The sequence below is a fragment of the Bradyrhizobium sp. Ash2021 genome (genome assembly GCF_031202265.1).
Classification (GTDB): Bacteria; Pseudomonadota; Alphaproteobacteria; order Rhizobiales; family Xanthobacteraceae; genus Bradyrhizobium.
In genome coordinates, this window is sequence record NZ_CP100604.1 from 8,407,830 (window position 1) to 8,425,297 (window position 17,468).

The 17,468-nt window shown below is 63.8% G+C and carries 15 protein-coding genes and 1 pseudogene; 10 read left to right on the forward strand and 6 right to left on the reverse strand.

Annotated features, from left to right (window positions below; genetic code table 11):
• The first annotated feature begins 41 nt into the window (after positions 1-41).
• The 4 genes from NL528_RS40500 to NL528_RS40515 all read left to right on the forward strand — a co-directional run bounded on the left by NL528_RS40500 (position 42) and on the right by NL528_RS40515 (position 3,731).
• Positions 42-1,079 (forward strand): class I fructose-bisphosphate aldolase, encoded by a 1,038-nt coding sequence (locus NL528_RS40500; RefSeq protein ID WP_309179915.1) that lies wholly within the window; start codon positions 42-44, stop codon positions 1,077-1,079.
• A 2-nt stretch (positions 1,080-1,081) separates the two neighbouring features.
• Positions 1,082-1,762 carry a thiamine phosphate synthase gene (locus tag NL528_RS40505; protein ID WP_309179916.1) on the forward strand — a complete coding sequence of 227 codons (681 nt, stop codon included), beginning with the start codon at positions 1,082-1,084 and terminating at the stop codon, positions 1,760-1,762.
• Between the two features lie 8 nt (positions 1,763-1,770).
• Complete coding sequence (locus tag NL528_RS40510) at positions 1,771-2,847, forward strand: tetratricopeptide repeat protein (protein WP_309179917.1); 1,077 nt, start codon at positions 1,771-1,773, stop codon at positions 2,845-2,847.
• Positions 2,848-2,936: 89 nt separating this feature from the next.
• The gene (locus tag NL528_RS40515; protein ID WP_309179918.1) at positions 2,937-3,731 is read left to right on the forward strand and encodes an inositol monophosphatase family protein; all 795 of its coding nucleotides are present in this window, start codon (positions 2,937-2,939) and stop codon (positions 3,729-3,731) included.
• 125 nt (positions 3,732-3,856) lie between these two features.
• Here NL528_RS40515 and NL528_RS40520 read toward each other — a convergent pair whose 3' ends face one another.
• Both NL528_RS40520 and NL528_RS40525 read right to left on the reverse strand, forming a co-directional pair.
• Entirely contained in the window at positions 3,857-4,882 is a 1,026-nt protein-coding gene (locus tag NL528_RS40520; RefSeq protein WP_309179919.1) for a cyclopropane-fatty-acyl-phospholipid synthase family protein, read from the reverse strand.
• Between the two features lie 50 nt (positions 4,883-4,932).
• Positions 4,933-5,112: pseudogene (locus NL528_RS40525) on the reverse strand (hypothetical protein); the annotation flags it as partial.
• 181 nt (positions 5,113-5,293) lie between these two features.
• Here NL528_RS40525 and NL528_RS40530 point away from each other — a divergent pair.
• Together NL528_RS40530 and NL528_RS40535 are read left to right on the forward strand one after the other, a co-directional pair.
• The gene (locus NL528_RS40530; RefSeq protein WP_309179920.1) at positions 5,294-6,292 is read left to right on the forward strand and encodes a flagellar motor protein MotA; all 999 of its coding nucleotides are present in this window, start codon (positions 5,294-5,296) and stop codon (positions 6,290-6,292) included.
• Between the two features lie 146 nt (positions 6,293-6,438).
• Entirely contained in the window at positions 6,439-7,467 is a 1,029-nt protein-coding gene (locus NL528_RS40535; RefSeq protein WP_309179921.1) for a peptidoglycan -binding protein, read from the forward strand.
• A 166-nt stretch (positions 7,468-7,633) separates the two neighbouring features.
• On the opposite strand, the gene NL528_RS40540 is transcribed toward NL528_RS40535, so the two are convergent.
• Positions 7,634-9,490, reverse strand: coding sequence for an ABC transporter ATP-binding protein/permease (locus NL528_RS40540; RefSeq protein WP_309179922.1), 1,857 nt, complete (start codon positions 9,488-9,490; stop codon positions 7,634-7,636).
• Positions 9,491-9,669: 179 nt separating this feature from the next.
• Here NL528_RS40540 and rpmE point away from each other — a divergent pair, with 179 nt between their 5' ends.
• Entirely contained in the window at positions 9,670-9,897 is a 228-nt protein-coding gene (rpmE, locus tag NL528_RS40545) for a 50S ribosomal protein L31 (protein ID WP_074273128.1), read from the forward strand.
• Positions 9,898-10,116: 219 nt separating this feature from the next.
• On the opposite strand, the gene NL528_RS40550 is transcribed toward rpmE, so the two are convergent.
• Together NL528_RS40550 and NL528_RS40555 are read right to left on the reverse strand one after the other, a co-directional pair.
• Positions 10,117-10,629, reverse strand: a complete 513-nt coding sequence (locus NL528_RS40550; protein WP_309179923.1) for a DUF1465 family protein — start codon at positions 10,627-10,629, stop codon at positions 10,117-10,119.
• A 406-nt stretch (positions 10,630-11,035) separates the two neighbouring features.
• Positions 11,036-11,227 carry a DUF1192 domain-containing protein gene (locus NL528_RS40555; protein WP_309179924.1) on the reverse strand — a complete coding sequence of 64 codons (192 nt, stop codon included), beginning with the start codon at positions 11,225-11,227 and terminating at the stop codon, positions 11,036-11,038.
• A gap of 108 nt (positions 11,228-11,335) precedes the next feature.
• Here NL528_RS40555 and NL528_RS40560 point away from each other — a divergent pair, with 108 nt between their 5' ends.
• From NL528_RS40560 to NL528_RS40570, 3 genes are all read left to right on the forward strand, one after another.
• Positions 11,336-12,334, forward strand: a complete 999-nt coding sequence (locus NL528_RS40560; RefSeq protein WP_309179925.1) for an NAD(P)H-quinone oxidoreductase — start codon at positions 11,336-11,338, stop codon at positions 12,332-12,334.
• Positions 12,335-12,453: 119 nt separating this feature from the next.
• Positions 12,454-15,330: an EAL domain-containing protein gene (locus NL528_RS40565; protein ID WP_309179926.1), complete on the forward strand. Its 2,877-nt coding sequence runs from the start codon at positions 12,454-12,456 to the stop codon at positions 15,328-15,330.
• Positions 15,331-15,929: 599 nt separating this feature from the next.
• Positions 15,930-16,226 carry a hypothetical protein gene (locus NL528_RS40570; protein WP_309185206.1) on the forward strand — a complete coding sequence of 99 codons (297 nt, stop codon included), beginning with the start codon at positions 15,930-15,932 and terminating at the stop codon, positions 16,224-16,226.
• Positions 16,227-16,364: 138 nt separating this feature from the next.
• On the opposite strand, the gene NL528_RS40575 is transcribed toward NL528_RS40570, so the two are convergent.
• Positions 16,365-17,441: an AraC family transcriptional regulator gene (locus NL528_RS40575; protein ID WP_309185207.1), complete on the reverse strand. Its 1,077-nt coding sequence runs from the start codon at positions 17,439-17,441 to the stop codon at positions 16,365-16,367.
• Positions 17,442-17,468: the final 27 nt, after the last annotated feature.

Sequence of the window (17,468 nt, forward strand, 5' to 3'; positions counted from 1 at the left end):
CCTATTTTGGCTTGCAAGGGCAGGTGATCTGGAGAACTTCAATGAATCTCGCTGACCTCAACAAGGTTGCGCTTGCCATGGTCACCCCGGGCAAGGGCATCCTCGCCGCCGACGAATCCTCAGGCACGATCAAAAAGCGTTTTGACGCCATCGGGGTCGAATCGACCGAGGAGACGCGCCGCGACTACCGGGAAATGCTGTTGCGCTCCCAGGAGGCGATGAGCAAATACATCTCGGGCGTCATCCTCTATGACGAAACCATCTGGCAGAACGCCAAGGACGGCACGCCGCTGGTCAAACTGATCGAGCAGTCCGGTGCCATCCCCGGCATCAAGGTCGATGAGGGAACCCAGGCGTTGCCGAACTGCCCCGGCGAATTGATCACCGCCGGCCTCGACAAACTCGCCGAGCGCTTGAAGAAATATTACGAGCGCGGCGCGCGGTTCGCCAAATGGCGGGCGGTGATCGACATCGGCGCGCACATTCCCACCATGACCGCGATCCATGTCAACGCGCATGCGCTGGCCCGCTACGCCGCATTGTGCCAGGCCGCGCAGATCGTGCCGATCGTCGAGCCGGAAGTGCTGATGGACGGCGATCACGACATCGACCGCTGCTTTGAGGTGACCCAGCACGTTCTGGACAAGACGTTCCAGGAGTTGCGTGTCCAGCGCGTCGCGCTGGAGGGCATGATCCTGAAGCCCAACATGGCGATATCAGGCAAGAAAAGCGCAAAGCGGTCGCCCGTTGAAGAGGTTGCGGAGAAAACCATCCGGCTGCTGAAGGCGTGCGTTCCCGCCGCCGTGCCCGGTATCGCCTTTTTGTCCGGCGGACAGTCCGACGAGGAAGCAACCGCCCACCTCAACGCCATGAACCGGATCGGCGGCCTGCCTTCTACTCTGCCCTGGCGGCTGACCTTCTCCTACGGCCGCGCGCTGCAGGCAGCGCCGCAAAAGGCGTGGTCGGGCAGGCCTGAGAACGCCGCCGCAGGCCAGCGCGCCTTTATCCACCGTGCGCGGATGAATGCGCTGGCGAGCAAGGGCGAGTGGGAAACCGGCCTGGAAAAGAAGGTCGCATAGACTTGGCCGCAAAACCTGTTCCGCCGCGCCCGACGCCGCGGCTCTACCTCGCAACGCCCGAAATAGACGATCCGTTGCAGCTGGCGGCCGGCCTCCCCGGCTTGCTCGCCGCCGTCGATGTCGCTGCCGTGCTGCTGCGGCTGAAACAGACCGACCAGCGCACCCTGATCTCGCGCATCAAGGCGCTGGCGCCGGTGGTCCAGGACGGCGGCGCGGCGCTGCTGCTCGATGGCCATGTCGAACTGGTGGCCCGGGCCGGCGCCGACGGCGCGCATCTGACCGGCATTGCCGCCATGGAAGACGCGCTGCCGTCGCTCAAGCCCGACCGCATCGCCGGCGTCGGCGGCCTCACCACACGGCACGATTCGATGGCTGCGGGCGAAGCCGGCGCGGACTATGTGCTGTTCGGCGAACCCGACACGCGCGGGCAGCGGCCCTCGCTGGAGGCGATCGCCGAACGCCTGCAATGGTGGGCCGAATTGTTCGAGCCGCCCTGCGTCGGCTTTGCCGCCTCGCGCGAAGAGGCCGGCGAATTCGCCGCCGCGGGAGCGGATTTCATCCTGGTCGGCGACTTCGTCTGGGCCGATCCGCGCGGCGCGGAGACGGCGCTGATCGAGGTCGAGCAGGCGATCCGGCAGGCGCACGCTACGGCGTCAGACAAAACCAGGGCGGAGCAGGGATAGCGCCGGAAATGAAACTCCTGCGTCCCATATCGATCTTCGCGGGTTGCCTGATGCTGGCGGCCGGCGCATCGGCGCAAATCCAGCTCACACCGCCGGCAGCCCAAACGCCGCCGAGCAAACCGGCCGCCAGGAAAGAGACACCAAAGCCAAAAGCGGCGGCGGCGGCCAAGAAACCCGCGGCAACGCCAAAACCAGCGGCGACGCCGACCCCCACCCCCACGCCGACGCCCACCTTCGACGATCCCAATGTCGATTCCGTCTACGGCGCCTATCAGCGCGGCCTCTACAAGACCACGTTCGATCTCGCGACCACGCGCGCGCAATATGCGCGCGACCCGAAGGCGATGACCATGCTGGGCGAACTCTACGCCAACGCGCTCGGCGTCAAGCGTGACTACGCGAAAGCCGCTGAATGGTATCAGCGCGCCGCCGACGGCGGCGACCGCGAGGGCATGTTCGCGCTGGCCATGATGCGGCTCGCCGGCCGCGGTGGTCCGGTCAACCGCGAGGAAGCGGTAAAGTTGCTGGCGTCGTCAGCAAAACTCGGCAACCCAAAGGCGGCCTATAATCTCGCGCTGCTTTATCTCGACGGTCAGACGCTGCCGCAGGACCTCAAGCGCGCCGCCGAGCTGCTGCGCGTCGCCGCCGACGCCGGCAGTCCCGAGGCGCAATATGCGCTCGCGACCTTCTACAAGGAGGGCACCGGCGTCCCGAAGGACATCGACAAGGCGGTGCGGCTGTTGCAGGCCGCCTCGCTCGCCGACAATGTCGATGCCGAAGTCGAATATGCCATTGCGCTCTACAACGGCACCGGCACGCCGAAGAACCAGGCCGCCGGCGTCGCGCTGCTGCGCAAGGCAGCCCGGCAAAACAGCCCGATCGCGCAGAACCGCCTCGCCCGCGTGCTGGTAAGCGGACAGGGCGCGCCGATGGACAAGATCGAGGGCCTGAAATGGCACATCGTCGCCAAAACCGCCGGCAAAGGCGACCTGGAGCTGGACGAGGCGCTGGCGAACCTCAGCGCCGAGGATCGCGCCAAGGCCGAGGAAGCTGCGCGCAAATGGATCGGCAAAGACGTCAAATGACGCCTTGACGGCGCCGTTTCGAGAGGGCACCCAGTCCAAGCCCCGGCGGCACCGAGCCGCCTGTCTCCGACCCCCTTAAGCCCCAGAACATGCTGTCTTCCGCCCTCATCAACGTCATGGTCAAGGCCGCGCGCCGCGCCGGCCGCAGCCTCAGTCGCGACCTCGGCGAAATCGAGAATCTGCAGGTGTCGCTGAAGGGTCCGGCGAATTTCGTCTCGCTCGCCGACAAGCGCGCCGAGGAAATGCTCTACGCGGATCTCGCCAAGTCGCGGCCGGGTTATGGCTTCATCGGCGAGGAAGGCGGCAATCGCGAAGGCGCCGACAAGAGCCACACCTGGATCGTCGATCCCCTGGACGGCACCACCAACTTCCTGCACGGCATTCCGCAATTTGCGATCTCGATCGGCCTGCAGCGCGAGGGCACCATCATTGCGGGGGTGATCTACAATCCCGCCAATGACGAGCTCTACATCGCCGAGCGCGGCAAGGGCGCGTTCCTCAACGACCAGCGGCTGCGCGTCGCCGGCCGCCGCAAGCTCGACGAATGCGTGGTGGCCTGCGGCCTGCCCCATATCGGGCGCGGCGATCACGAATTGGCGCTCCGCGAAATGGCCGTCCTCCAGAACAAGGTCGCAGGCTTCCGCCGCTTCGGCGCCGCCTCCCTCGACATGGCCTTCGTTGCCGCCGGCCGCCTCGACGGCTACTGGGAGCGCAATTTGCAGCCCTGGGACATGGCCGCCGGCCAGATCATGATCCGCGAAGCCGGCGGCGTGGTCTCGGGCATGCAGGGCAGCGACGATCCGCTGAAGACGGGAGACGTCATCTGCGGCAATGAGTTCGTGCACGGGGAATTGGTGAAGATACTGAAGCCGCTGGGGAAGTGAGCCGCAGCTAACATGCGCGGGCTCAACCTGCGCATCCATCGTCTTCGCGAGAGTCCTTGCTCGATGGATTGCCGGGTCTCTGATCTCAAGACGCGCTCCGCACTTTTGCCCGGCAACATGAGCGACTACGCCGCCCTCATCCGGTAATGGCTGACGCCCCACTCGCTGCCGTCGGCGTAACCGAACAAGCCTGATGTCGCGAGGAAGAACCAACGCCAGCGGCGCATCCACAAAGCGGTGTCGTCGCCATAGACTTCGCGGAGAATGCCTTCGATCTCGTCGCGGTGCGCATCGAAATTCACCAGCCAGTCCTGGGCGGTGCGCTGGTAATGCGTGCCGCTCCAGCGCCATTCCTTCTCGATCCTGAGCAGATCGGCATATTGGCGGATCAAATGATGGCTCGGCATCACGCGGCCAACGAAGAAATGCTGCGCGATCCAGTCCTCGGCATCGGCGCGGTCGAACAGATAGGCGCCGGAGCGATGGGTGAAGATGTGCATGAAGAAACGGCCGTCGGGCTTCAGCCATGAACGAACACCCGTCATCAGTTCGCGCCAGTTCATCATGTGTTCGAACATCTCGACCGAGACGATACGGTCGAACTGCGCGTTCGCGTCGAACACATTCATGTCAGCGGTGACGACGCGCAGATTTGGCAATCCGCGTTTCGCCGCTTCGCGCTCGATATGTTCGCGCTGCGAATTCGAATTCGACACCGCCGTCACCTCTGAGCGCGGAAATTGCCGCGCCATCCACAGCGACAGCGAGCCCCAACCGCAGCCGAGTTCGAGGATCGACTGTCCATCGAAGAGATCGGCATGCTCGACGGTCTGGCGCAGCGATTCTTCCTCGGCCTCCCGCAGCGTGGTGGCCGGCTCCCTGTAGAAGCACGACGAATATTTGCGATTGGGGCCGAGCACATGGGCGAAGAACGCCGCCGGCACTTCGTAACGCTGGACATTGGCTTCGTCGGTATGTTCGGCAATCGCACGGGCCGCCATCTCGTCGGCAAACCAGGCGTCGCTTTCGGCATTGCCGGTGGCGAGTTTGGTGGCGGTGCGCGAGCACAGCCGGTGGATCGCGGCGCGGATGATGACGTCCGGCAGCGGTACCCGTTCGGCGGTGCCGATGATGGTCGAGACGAAGCTCATGTGACCACTCCCTTCATTTTGAGCACGATCTTTTCCGAAAACCGGCCTCCACTGGCGCGCGCGACCGGCCACAGCGCGCTGCCGGCGCCGGTGAGGCCGAGCGAGAAGGTCCAGATGGTGTCGACCCAGCCGGAATTGCCGTTGCGCTGCTGCACCAGCAAGGCGCCAGCCATCAGGATCGTCAGCGAAACGGCGATGGCGCCCCGCGCTTCCAGATACAAAATGGTCACGCAAAATCCCGCTTGGGTGGGCTAAGATTCCGAACGCCACGATATACGCCTGAAACAAAGCCGGCTTTCAGCCTGAAGTTCCCGGCCGGCCGGCCTGAATCAGGGCTTTCCAGCTTTTTTCCCCCCGCCGCTGTGCCATATTGGTGGCCGAAACCGAATCTTCGCAACGGATATGCCCGCAATGCCCGCAAGCTCCGCCGCCCGCTCCGAAATGGAGATCGAACTGAGCAAGTTGTCCTCGCCGCGGATCTTTCTGGTGCGGATGCTGGTGTTTCTGGTGCTGTGCGCGCTCGTTACGATTGTGCTTTACAAGCAGATCATCAACGCCTTCTTCGCCAATCCCGGCCTCAACGCACTGATCGGCATGGTGCTTTTGATCGGCACCATCCTGTCGTTCCGGCAGGTGATCCGGCTCTATCCCGAAGTGGCATGGGTCAATAATTTCCGCATCGCCGATCCCGGCCTCGCGATCGACCGGCGTCCGAGGCTGCTGGCGCCGATGGCGGCGATCCTGGGCGGCGAGCGCACCGGGCGGATGTCGATCTCGCAGCAGACCATGCGGCATTTGCTGGATTCGATCGCGACAAGGCTGGACGAAGCCCGCGACATCTCCCGCTACATGACGGGTTTGCTGGTCTTCCTCGGCCTGCTCGGCACCTTCTGGGGCCTGATCGAGACCGTGGGTTCCGTCGGCAAGGTGATCGACGGGCTGAAAGTCGGCGGCGACGCGGGCGCCCTGTTCGATACCCTGAAGGAGGGTCTCGCCGCGCCGCTCGGCGGCATGGGCATTTCGTTCTCGTCCTCGCTGTTTGGTCTCGCTGGCTCGCTGATCCTCGGCTTCCTCGATCTGCAATCGAGCCAGGCCCAGAACCGCTTCTATACCGATCTCGAGGACTGGCTTGCCTCGACCGTGCGCGAATATTCCGGCGAGGGTGCCGCCGGCGTCAGCGGCGAGTTGCAGCATGCGATGGAAAAGCTGCGTGCCGTCGTCGAGGAAGGCGGCGGCACCCGTGGCACGACCGCAGCGATGGCCAATCTCGCCGAAGCGATTCAGGGCCTGGTCGCGCATATGCGCACCGAGCAGCAGATGATCCGCGAATGGGCCGACGGTCAGGGCGAGCAAAACCGCGAGATCAAGAAGCTGCTGGAGCGGATCGCCCGGCAGCCCGAGAAGAGTTAGAGCAACGATATCGTGCCCCGGACGCAGCGCAGCGCGAAGCGGTGCGCTGCAGAGCCGGGGCCCACAAGAAAGTCACCAGGTCCCGGCTCTGCGGAGCAGCGTTACACGCTGCACCGCGTCCGGGACACGATACCGGAGAATCTTGAATGGCCCTCGCCCGTGCACGCCGCAGCGAATCCGGTTTCAACTACTGGCCGGGATTCGTCGACGCATTGTCGACGCTGGTGCTCTCGATCGTGTTCCTGCTCTCGGTGTTTTTGGTGGTGCAGTTCTTCCTGTCGCAGGAGGTCACCGGCAAGGACAAGGCGCTGGAGCAGCTCAACGCCAAGATCGCGCAACTGAGCGATCTGCTGTCGCTGGAAAAGCTCGGCAAGCTCTCCCTCGACGACCAGGTGTCGCAGTTGCGCGCCGGCCTCGCGTCCGCCGAGGGCGAGCGCGACCGCATCAAGGGGCTCTATGAAGGGCTTGCCGGCGCCGGCAGCGACGCCCAGGGCCGCGCCAATGAACTCAACAAGGCGCTGGATTCCGAAAAAGCCGTGACGGCGCGGGCGCTGGCGCAGATCGAGGTGCTGAACCAGCAGATCAGCGCGCTGCGCCGTCAGTTGGCGGCGCTGGAAGAAGCGCTCGACGCTTCCGAAAAACGCGACAAGGAATCGCAGGGCCGCATCGCCGACCTCGGTCAGCGCCTGAACGTTGCGCTGGCGCAGCGGGTGCAGGAATTGTCGCGCTACCGTTCGGAATTCTTTGGCCGCCTGCGCACCATCCTCGGCAACCGGCCGGATATCCGCATCGTCGGCGACCGGTTTGTGTTCCAGTCGGAAGTATTTTTTGACACCGGACAGGCGTTGCTGTTGCCCGAGGGCCGCGCCGAGCTCGACAAGCTTGCGACCGCGCTCATTGATCTGGACAAGCAGATCCCGAGCGAAATCGCCTGGGTGCTGCGGGTCGACGGCCACACCGACGTGCGGCCGATCAACAGCCCCTTGTTCAAGTCGAACTGGGAATTATCGTCCGCGCGCGCCATCTCGGTGGTGCAATATCTGGTCTCGCTCGGCGTGCCGGCGCAGCGGCTGGTCGCGGCCGGCTTTGCCGAATTCCAGCCGCTCGACACCGCGCCGACGGAAGAGGCCTACAAGCGCAACCGCCGCATCGAGTTGAAGCTGACGGAACGGTAGGTGGCGTAGGCGAACCCGTCATTGCGAGGAGCGCAGCGACGAAGCAATCCATTCTTTCTTTCCGCAGCGAGATGGATTGCTTCGCGGAGCCTGTCATCGGGCGCGCATTCGCGCGACCCGGTGGCTCGCAATGACGGAACCCAGAGCACGCGCTTGCGCCCTCTTTTCAAATCCCCTCGAACTGCAGCCGCGCCAGCCGCGCATAGAGACCGTTGGCCGCGACCAGCGAGGCATGAGTGCCCTGCTCGACGATCTTGCCCTGGTCCATCACCATGATGCGGTCGCAGGACAAAACCGTGGCCAGCCGGTGCGCGATGACGAGCGTGGTGCGGTGACGCATCAGTTCTTCCAGCGCGGTCTGCACCAGCGTTTCGCTTTCCGCGTCCAGCGCCGACGTCGCCTCGTCGAGCAGCAACAGCGGCGCATCGCGCAGGATCGCGCGCGCGATCGCGATGCGCTGGCGCTGGCCGCCCGACAGCGTCACGCCGCGCTCGCCGAGCTGCGCCTCGAAGCCGCCGGGCAGGCGGCGCAGGAATTCGCTGGCGTGCGCTAGATCGGCGGCGCGCTCGACCTCGGCATCGCTGGCGTCGGGCCGGCCGAAGCGGATGTTTTCGCGCGCGGAAGCCGCGAACACCACGGAGTCCTGCGGCACCAACGCGATGCGCGCGCGCACGTCGACCGGATCGGCCGACTTGATCGGCACGCCGTCGAGCGAGATCGCCCCCGACGCAGGGTCGTAGAACCGCAGCAGCAGATGAAACAGGGTGCTCTTGCCCGCGCCCGACGGACCGACGATCGCAACCTTCTCTCCCGCTTTCACCGACAGCGAAACGCCATCGATCGCCAGCACATCCGGCCGCGCCGGATAGGCGAAGCTGACATCATCGAACCCGACATCGCCGCGCGGCGGCGCCGGCAGCGCCAGCGGCGACGGCGGCGCCGTGATCTGCGATTTGACGCGCAGGATCTCGAACAGCCGTTCGGCCGCACCGGAGGCCGCCGAGACTTCGCCCCAGACCTCGCTGAGCTGGCCGAGGCCGGTGGCGGCGAACGCCGCGTACAGCACGAACTGGCCGAGCCGGCCGGGACTGATCGAGCCGGTCAGCACGTCGTGCGATCCGACCCACAGGATCGCGACCACGCTGGAGAACACGATGAAGATGATGATGAAGGTCAGCACCGCGCGGGCTCGGGTGGAACTGCGCGCCGCCTCATAGGCCTGTTCGACATTGCCGCCGAACCGCGCATTGGCCAGTTGCTCGCTGGTAAAGGCCTGCACGGTCCGGATCGCGCCGAGCAGTTCGGACGCATAGGACGTCGCGTCCGCCAGCGTATCCTGTGCGTTGCGCGACAGCCGCCGAACCCAGCGCCCGAACGCCACCAGCGGGATCACGATCACCGGGATCGCCAGGAGCACGAAGCCCGAGAGCCTTGGGCTCGTGATCACCATCATGGTGGTGGCGCCGAAGAACAGCATCAGATTGCGCAGCGCGATCGATACCGATGCGCCGACCGCGGATTTGATCTGGGTGGTATCGGCCGTCAGCCGCGACACCAGTTCGCCGCTGCGCGCGGAATCGAAGAAGGCCGGCGACAGCGAGATCAGATGCGCGAACACGTCGCGCCGGAGATCGGCGACGATGCGCTCGCCGATGGTCATGACCAGATAGTACCGCGATGCGCTGGCGCCGGCCAGCGTCGCGACCACCGCGATCATGACGCTGAAATAGCTGTTGATCATGGCGATGCCTTCGGGACTGAAGCCGAAGTCGATCATGCGCCGGACCGCGACCGGCACGACCAGGGTCGTGATCGCAGCGATGGTGAGCGAGACAAAGGCGAGCATCGCGCGGCCGCGATATCGCGCCACGTAAGGCGCCAGCGCCAGCAGCGGCCGCAGCTTGGCGCCGCTCTTGGCCGGATGCGTCAGCTGGGTTTCGATGAAGGCCTCTTCCTCGAGCAGCGTGTCGCGCCGCGGCGGCGCGCCGCCACCGATGTCTTCAAGCTGTTCCGCTGTGCTCATGTCATCCGACCCGGTTGCAAGCCCCAGATAGGCTTCGCCGCCCCCTTAGGCAAATCCGGGAGATTCCCAATCAGGCAGGATACGTAGCTTGTTTTAACCGCCCGGCTGCGTTATAGACCCGGCCAAATCCGTACCCTTTGACACTTTGAGACGGGCGCCGGCGCGCCGAAGGATATGCCATGAAAGCCGAAATTCACCCGAATTATCATACAATTACGGTCGTCATGACCGACGGTACGGAGTACCTGACCCGCTCCACCTGGGGCAAGGAAGGCGACAAGCTGAACCTCGACATCGACTCCAAGTCGCACCCGGCCTGGACCGGCGGCACCCAGCAGATGCTCGATCGCGGCGGCCGCGTGTCCCGGTTCCAGAAGAAATTTTCGGGCTTCCTCAAGAAGGACTGAGGGTTTCGAACCTCGTCATTCCGGCCCGGATATGCAAAACGCCCCTGTTCAGGGGCGTTTTTTGTTGGGCAACCCCATCATGTCATTGCAAGCCACCGGGTCGCGCGAACACGCGCCCGATGACAGGCTCCGCGAAGCAATCCATAGCGCAACGATGCGGAAAGCTGGATTGCTTCGTCGCTTCGCTCCTCGCAATGACGATGTTGATAGAAGCCCGGCTTACTGCTCGAACGCCGCCTTCAGCCGGTTGAGCTGCGGCACCAGCGGATTGCCGATCGGCGCGTGTTCGGTCGCCGGCGCATGGATCGTGACATCGAGCCTGCGCACCCTCGATTGCAGGTTCATCGAACGCGAAATCAGGTCCTGCAATTGCTGGGGCAATTTTGCGATCATGTCTTCGGGGCCGGGATCGGCGGCCGAGAGCTTGACCTTGGTCTTTTCGCGGTTGGCCTGGCTCAGCGTCATCTCGCCTTCCTTCACCGCGCGATGCAGCAACAGCCAGGACGCAAGCTGCATCAGCCGCGTGGTCAGCCGCATGCTTTCGGTCGCATAGGTGAGGCTGACGGAGCGTTCGAGCGCCTTGGCTTCGGTGCGGCCGTCGCCGTCGAGATAGGCGGCGGTCTGCTCGACGAGATCCATGCCTTCCCGGAACAGGGTTCCGAATGCCGCCGAATTAGTCAGCCGCTCGCTGAACTGAACGAGCGCGGATTCGCTTTGCAAACGGTCCGCCATGGTTAACGCCCTCACGCCACTGCTACGCTGCCGGCTTGGAAAGCCGCCGGCTTATGATGAACAAATCATTGCGCTTGTGCGGGCGAGAGTCCAGCCGCAACCGGATTTATGGTTTCCAGCGCGGTGACGGGACAGGCGAAAGGCAGAATCCTGAACGGCGTCAAAAAAGAGCCGCCGTTTCCGGCGGCTTTTGAAGTTGATAACAGGGAGGCGTCAAACAGAGTGGACAGGAGCCACTCGGTGTCCAAACGAGGACGATCCAAGTCATAATCGAGAAAGCTTAACCGATCGTAAATGAGCGATTTTCTTTAGGCTTCGTTTGCCATGTCGGCCATTGGCCTAGTTTGGGACAAGCCACACGTCGTCCCGGCCTCCGCCGGAACGACGTGTGGCGAGTTCGAATTCTCTACGACTTGAAAAAACTGTTCGCCGCATCCTTCGATGCGCGCTTCCTGGCCGACGCTTGCTGCAGCCGTTCGATTTCCGAATTCATCAATGCGATGCGCTCGGTCAGTTCCTCGACCGACAACAGCGACAGGTCCTGTCCGATCTCGTGGGTGACCTTCTTCCGCGGCTTGTCGTCGTCCTCGGCGGCCATGCGTTTTGCTCCGTGTTCGGCGATCCCCTGAGGCGGTTGCCAGCCGCTATGCGGCTGGCTAATGCAGGGGCCGCTTTTAAAATTCTCAGCCTTTCGCAAGGACAAATCATGGAAAAGCTGCCCGCGCAAATGACCGTCATCGGCATCAGCAAGCCCGGCGGCCCCGAGGTGCTGTTGCCCGAAACCCGCAGCGTCCCGGTGCCCGGTCCGGGCGAAATCCTGGTCAAGGTGTTGGCCGCCGGCGTCAACCGTCCCGATGTCGCACAGCGCTCCGGCGCCTACCCGCCGCCGCCCGGCGCCAGCGATCTGCCCGGCCTTGAAATCGCCGGCGAAGTGGTCGCGCTCGGCGCGGGCTCCGTCAGGCACAAGCTTGGCGACAAGGTGATGTCGCTGGTGGCCGGTGGCGGCTACGCCCAATATTGCATCGCGCAAGATGGGCAGGCGATGGCGGTGCCGCCGAGCCTGTCGATGCTGGAAGCCGGCGCGGTCCCGGAAACGCTGATGACGGTCTGGCACAATGTGTTCGAGCGCGGCGCCCTGAAGCCGGGCGAGACGCTCTTGATCCATGGCGGCTCGTCCGGCATCGGCACCATGGCGATCCAGCTCGCCAAGGCGCTCGGTTCCAAGGTCATCGTCACCGTCGGCTCCAAGGACAAGGCCGACGCCTGCCTCAAGCTCGGCGCCGACCACGCCATCAACTACAAGACCGAAGATTTCGTCGCCGTGGTCAAGGCGGAGACCAACAATGCGGGCGCCAACGTCATTCTCGATATGGTCGCCGGCGACTACGTCGATCGCAACTATGACGCCGCCGCGATCGACGGCCGTATCGTCCAGATCGCAACGCTCAACGGCCCCAAGGTGACCGTCAACATTGCCAAGGTGATGGTGAAGCGCCTGACCCACACCGGCTCGACGCTCCGCCCCCGTAGTAATGCGGACAAGGCGGCGATGGTCGCCGCCATCGAGGCCAAAGTGATGCCGCTATTGCGTGAGGGACGGGTAAAACCCCTGATGGACAGCACATTCCCGCTGGAAAAGGCCGCCGACGCGCACCGGCGGATGGAGACCAGTGAACATATTGGCAAAATTGTGTTGGCGGTTTAACGATCACGAGCGAAGCGGAGGCGGAAACCCTTTGATTTCCTTCGCTTTCATGTCATTTATCGCGGCAACGAAGGGCCATTCGCTGCGCCCGGAATGATGTTGATCGCGGAGTACTGACATTGCGTCTGATCAGGTGCCTTGCGCCGCTCGCGCTGGGCCTCATGATTTTTGCCGCCGCACCGCCCGCGCGCGCCATCGACGCGGTCAGCGTCCGCAGCGACGCGCCTGCAATCGATCTTACCGCGGTGCTCGATCATCAGCGCAGCGATACCGACCGTATCCAGGTTTCCACCGCGCCCGGCACCGACGGCATCGTCCGCCGCATCGAAGTCCGCGCCCGCGAAGGCGGCCAGTACTGGGTGGTGTTCGCGCTCGCCAACAACACCGATGATCAGCTCGACCGCCTGATCGTCGCTCCTCACTATCGGATCGTATCCTCGGGGCTGCTGTGGCCCGATCTCGGATTATCGCGCATCGCCACCATCACGCCATCGACCGGCGACCGCCCCGAGCGTCAGGAGAGCGCGACCGCCGACATCTTCCGCATCACGCTCGATCCCGGCGCCGTCATCACCTTCGTCGCGGAATTGCGTACCGATAAATTGCCGCAGCTCTATCTGTGGGAACCCGACGCCTACAAGGACAAGGTCAACTCGTTCACGCTCTACCAGGGCATCGTGATCGGTATTTCCGGCTTGCTGGCTCTGGTGCTGACCATCCTGTTCGTGGTCAAGGGCAGCATCATGTTCCCGGCCGCCGCGGCGCTGGCCTGGGCGGTGCTGGTCTATATCGGGGTCGATTTCGGCTTCTGGGGCAAGGTGCTCGACATGTCGAACAACGCCGAGCGCGTCTGGCGCGCGGCGGGCGAAGCTATCCTGGCGGCGACGCTGCTGGTGTTTTTGTTCGCCTATCTCAATCTGAGCCGCTGGCATGTGCGCTATTCCCACATCACCGTCGGCTGGCTGACCTTCCTGGGCTCGCTGGTGGCGTTGGCGCTGTTCGATCCGGCGGTCGCCTCCGGCATCGCGCGAATGTCGCTGGTGCTGATCGCCTTCGCCGGTTTTGCCCTCATCGTCTATCTCTCGACCCACGGTTTCGACCGCGCGGTGCTGCTGATCCCGACCTGGTTCCTGCTGGTGGTCTGGGTGGTCGCGGCCGGCATGGCGGTGGCAGGCTCCGTCACCAACGACATCGTCGGCCCGGCACTGCTCGGCGGCCTCGTGCTGATCGTGATGCTGATCGGATTTACGGTCATGCAGCACGCTTTTGCGGGCGGCGGCGCTACCACCGGCGTGGTTTCCGACGTCGAGCGTCGCGCGCTGGCGCTGACCGGCTCGGGCGACCTGATCTGGGACTGGGACGTTTCCGCCGACAAGGTGTTCACCAGCCCCGAGACCGAAAGCCTGCTCGGCCTCAAGCGCGGCACGCTGGAAGGCCCGGCGGCCAAATGGCTCGAGGTGCTGCATCCCCTCGACCAGGACCGCTTCCGCGCCGCGCTCGACAGCGTGCTCGACCAACGCCGCGGCCGGCTGGTGCAAGATTTCCGCTTGCGCACCCCCGACGGCCACTTCATGTGGTTTGCGCTCAAAGCGCGCCCGGTGGTCGGCTCCGACGGCGAGGTTTCGCGCGTGGTCGGCACGCTGACCGACGTCACCGAGGCCAAGAACGCCGAAGAGCGCATGCTCCATGATTCCGTGCATGACAATTTGACCGGCCTGCCGAACCGCAAATTGTTCATCGACCGCCTCGGCGCGGTCGCCAATTTCGCCAAAACCATGCCGAACCTGCGGCCGACGCTGATGGTGATCGACCTCGACCGCTTCAAGCAGGTCAATGATTCCGTCGGCATCGCGGTCGGCGACTCGATCCTCTTGACCCTGGCGCGGCGGCTGACCCGGATCCTGAAACCGCAGGACACGCTGGCCCGCCTCGCCGGCGACCAGTTCGGCCTGATCCTGATGTCGGAACAGGATTCGGCGCGCATCACCGCGTTTGCCGAGACCATCCGCAAGACCATCCGCGCCCCGATCGCCTTCAACGACCGCGAGATCTTCCTCACCGCTTCGATTGGCCTCGCGCTGTCCGATCCGCAGACCCAATTGTCCGACGAGATCATCAAGGATGCTGAGCTTGCGATGTATCATTCCAAGCGCATCGGCGGCGACCGCATCGATGTCTACAAGCCCGCGATGCGCGCGCGCAAAACCGACCGGCTGACGCTGGAATCGGAACTGCGCCGCGCCATCGAGCGCCAGGAAATCACCATCCTGTACCAGCCGATCGTACGGCTGGAGGATCGCTCGATCGCCGGCTTCGAGGCGCTGGCGCGCTGGGATCATCCAAAACTCGGGCGGATGTCGCCGTCGGAATTCATCTCGATCGCCGAGGAGATCGGCCTGATCGTCGATCTCGGCATGTTCGTGATGGACCAGACCGCCAAACAGCTTGCGATCTGGCAGCGCGCGATGCGGTCGCGCGAGCCGATCTTCGCCAGCGTCAACGTCTCCTCGCGGCAATTGCTGCGCCACGACCTGATCCACGACATCCGCACCGTGCTGTCGCGCTCCTCGGTGGCGCGCGGCACGCTGAAGCTGGAATTGACGGAATCGCTGGTCATGGAGAACCCCGAGCACGCGGCGCAGATGCTGACCCGCATCCGCGAACTCGGCACCGGCCTGTCGCTGGACGATTTCGGCACCGGCCATTCGTCGCTGGCCTACCTGCAGCGTTTCCCGTTCGACACCATCAAGATCGACCAGTCCTTCGTGCGCACCACCAGCCGCGGCACCCGCCCGGTGATCCTGAAATCGATCATCGCACTCGCCCACGACCTCGGCATGGACGTCGTCGCCGAGGGCGCGGAGACGGATTCGGATGCGGTCGAGCTCTATCAACTGGGCTGCGAATACGCGCAAGGCTTTGCCTTCGGCGAGCCGATGGACGCCGATGCCGCGATGCGGCTCTTGACCGAAGAGCGGCTGGAAGCGGCGAGTTAGGCCGTCCAGAAGCGGACGCGACTCTCTCCGTCGTCCCGGCGAAACGCCGGGACCCATACGCCGCGGCCCATCCACGTCATTGCGAGCGCAGCGAAGCAATCCATTTCACCGCGCAAAGGAAGAATGGATTGCTTCGTCGCAAGAGCTCCTCGCAATGACGTGGTGGGATCGTGACTCAATCTTCAAACATCAGTTCGCCTTCTCGCGGCGCAAACGCGTCCGAGCTCTGCAAGCATGTCCCTCGAAAGAAGAGGGAGCAGGGAATGCCGGGTGCGCGCTGCACCCGCGGTCTAGCGTGCAAAATTGCACAAGGAAAAACGCACACGAGCATACAGGTTCAGCGGAAACACTCCGGCATTCCCCGCGCAATGGCTTTACGGCCTATGCTGTGCTCTCCCCGGCGACGAATTCGTCTTGTCACCGTCATTGGCGGATTAAGGCTCATCAAGCTCGGTTGAGTTGACTTCGCCTCCCAAGCGGACATCGTTCAGGATCGAACTGAAGTCGGAAATGACTCGACTCGGAAGTAGGCCCTAGTCCAGCAGCGGCCCGATATGGTTTGATGCGCGGGGCTGGAACTGAGCCGCATGGGTGGCCTCATGTACATAGTCATTCGAAAGTACACCAAGGTTCGCTCGGTTGCGGATGCTGCTCGCCGCGCCAAAAGCGGCATCGGTCAGCTCCTAAGGGAATCGCGCGGATTCAGATCTTATTATGTACTGGATGGGGGCGAAGGCGTCGGTGTCGCTGTGATGATATTCGAAGACCGCGAAACCGCCAATGCGGCGAACGAAAAAGTACGGGAGTTCGTTCAAGCAAGCCTGCATGACCTGGATCTTGGAGACCCCGAAATCATCGCCGGGGAAGTTTTGGTGAATATAGAATCTGATGCGTAGTTGTTCGTAAAGGCTACCCATCCGCTGCACGCTCAAGCATGGCGTCGAGAGGCGGCCGTGGCGCCTGTCAACAAGAAAAGTCGCGTTCACTTTGACCTTTGCGGGTGAACGCCAAAGCGGCGTTACCTTAGAGGGATTTTAAAACGATTGAGGCCGTAGTGCCGATTTCGGATAACGCACGATCCGTTCGGCCGTCGTGGGGTCGGGTGAGTTTTCTTCGCGAGATCGCCCGTCATGACGGGCGCGGAGTTTACCGGGCGAAATCCCGTAACGTTTCCGAAACGCACGCGCGAATGCGCTCTCGGAGTCGTAACCGACCGCTGCCGCCACCTGCGCCAGGGTCCCATTCGTCGAGCTGAGGCGCTGGCGTGCCAAACCAAGCCGCAACTCGCTCAGGAAGCCGAGCGGCGGAAGATCGCCCTCCCTGCGGAAGATCCGAACCAGGGTCGCGCGCGAAACATGCGCTTCCGCCGCAAGCTCGTCCAGCGTCCATGGATGCGCGGGAGCTCTCAACATGGCGTTGACGGCTCTGGCCGAAGACGACGATGCGAGCAGCCGTATTATGCCGCTCGATGACGCGGACTGTTCGAAATGCATGCGAAGCATCATCACGAAGAGAGCGGTGGCGAGCTCGGTGGCGATCGTCGCTGCGCCCGGACGCGCGGCCTGCAGTTCCTCATCGATCGCCTGCACCAGCATCCGCATCCGGTCGAACAGATCCGTTCTGCCGATGCTGAGCACGATCGCCTTTGGCAAAGCGGCAGTGACGAGGCTGTACATGGCCCCTTCGAAACGCAGCCGGCCGCAGATCAGCTTGGTGTCGCTCGCGTCGCGGGTGTTGGTCTTGATCCTGATAGCGTTGTTGTATTCGGTTCTGATCGGCGCTCCGGAGCTTACGCCGCGGCTCGCCGATCGCACGACGTGGGAGTCGCCCTGCGGGAGCAGAAGGATGCTGCCGGCTTCCAGCTCGAACGTTTCCCCGCAATACCGCTCCAGCAGGCAACTTCCATTGGTCACGATGTGAAATTGCGCAAAGCCCGCCGGCTCCGCTTCGTGCACGACCTCCCATTGCAAGGCAAACCGGCACACATCCTGAATTTCCGGGCGCACCCGGAACAGGGGAGCAATCGCACTGAGCGGGTTAAGAGCAGCCGGCTCAGTCCCGGCGTCCGGATGTTTGATCCGGTCAGCACAGGTTTTGCGCCGCGAGAGCATCGCCAATTCCCCGTTTCGCACCGATTT

Bases quoted from the DNA above. Each gene is read 5' to 3' on its own strand.
- NL528_RS40570 (WP_309185206.1), top strand. From the start codon at position 15,930: ATGTACATAGTCATTCGAAAGTACACCAAGGTTCGCTCGGTTGCGGAT.
- NL528_RS40500 (WP_309179915.1), top strand. From the start codon at position 42: ATGAATCTCGCTGACCTCAACAAGGTTGCGCTTGCCATGGTCACCCCG.
- NL528_RS40575 (WP_309185207.1), bottom strand. From the start codon at position 17,441: ATGCTCTCGCGGCGCAAAACCTGTGCTGACCGGATCAAACATCCGGAC.
- NL528_RS40560 (WP_309179925.1), top strand. From the start codon at position 11,336: ATGGAAAAGCTGCCCGCGCAAATGACCGTCATCGGCATCAGCAAGCCC.
- NL528_RS40540 (WP_309179922.1), bottom strand. From the start codon at position 9,490: ATGAGCACAGCGGAACAGCTTGAAGACATCGGTGGCGGCGCGCCGCCG.
- NL528_RS40520 (WP_309179919.1), bottom strand. From the start codon at position 4,882: ATGAGCTTCGTCTCGACCATCATCGGCACCGCCGAACGGGTACCGCTG.
- NL528_RS40510 (WP_309179917.1), top strand. From the start codon at position 1,771: ATGAAACTCCTGCGTCCCATATCGATCTTCGCGGGTTGCCTGATGCTG.
- rpmE (WP_074273128.1), top strand. From the start codon at position 9,670: ATGAAAGCCGAAATTCACCCGAATTATCATACAATTACGGTCGTCATG.
- NL528_RS40515 (WP_309179918.1), top strand. From the start codon at position 2,937: ATGCTGTCTTCCGCCCTCATCAACGTCATGGTCAAGGCCGCGCGCCGC.
- NL528_RS40535 (WP_309179921.1), top strand. From the start codon at position 6,439: ATGGCCCTCGCCCGTGCACGCCGCAGCGAATCCGGTTTCAACTACTGG.
- NL528_RS40555 (WP_309179924.1), bottom strand. From the start codon at position 11,227: ATGGCCGCCGAGGACGACGACAAGCCGCGGAAGAAGGTCACCCACGAG.
- NL528_RS40550 (WP_309179923.1), bottom strand. From the start codon at position 10,629: ATGGCGGACCGTTTGCAAAGCGAATCCGCGCTCGTTCAGTTCAGCGAG.
- NL528_RS40530 (WP_309179920.1), top strand. From the start codon at position 5,294: ATGCCCGCAAGCTCCGCCGCCCGCTCCGAAATGGAGATCGAACTGAGC.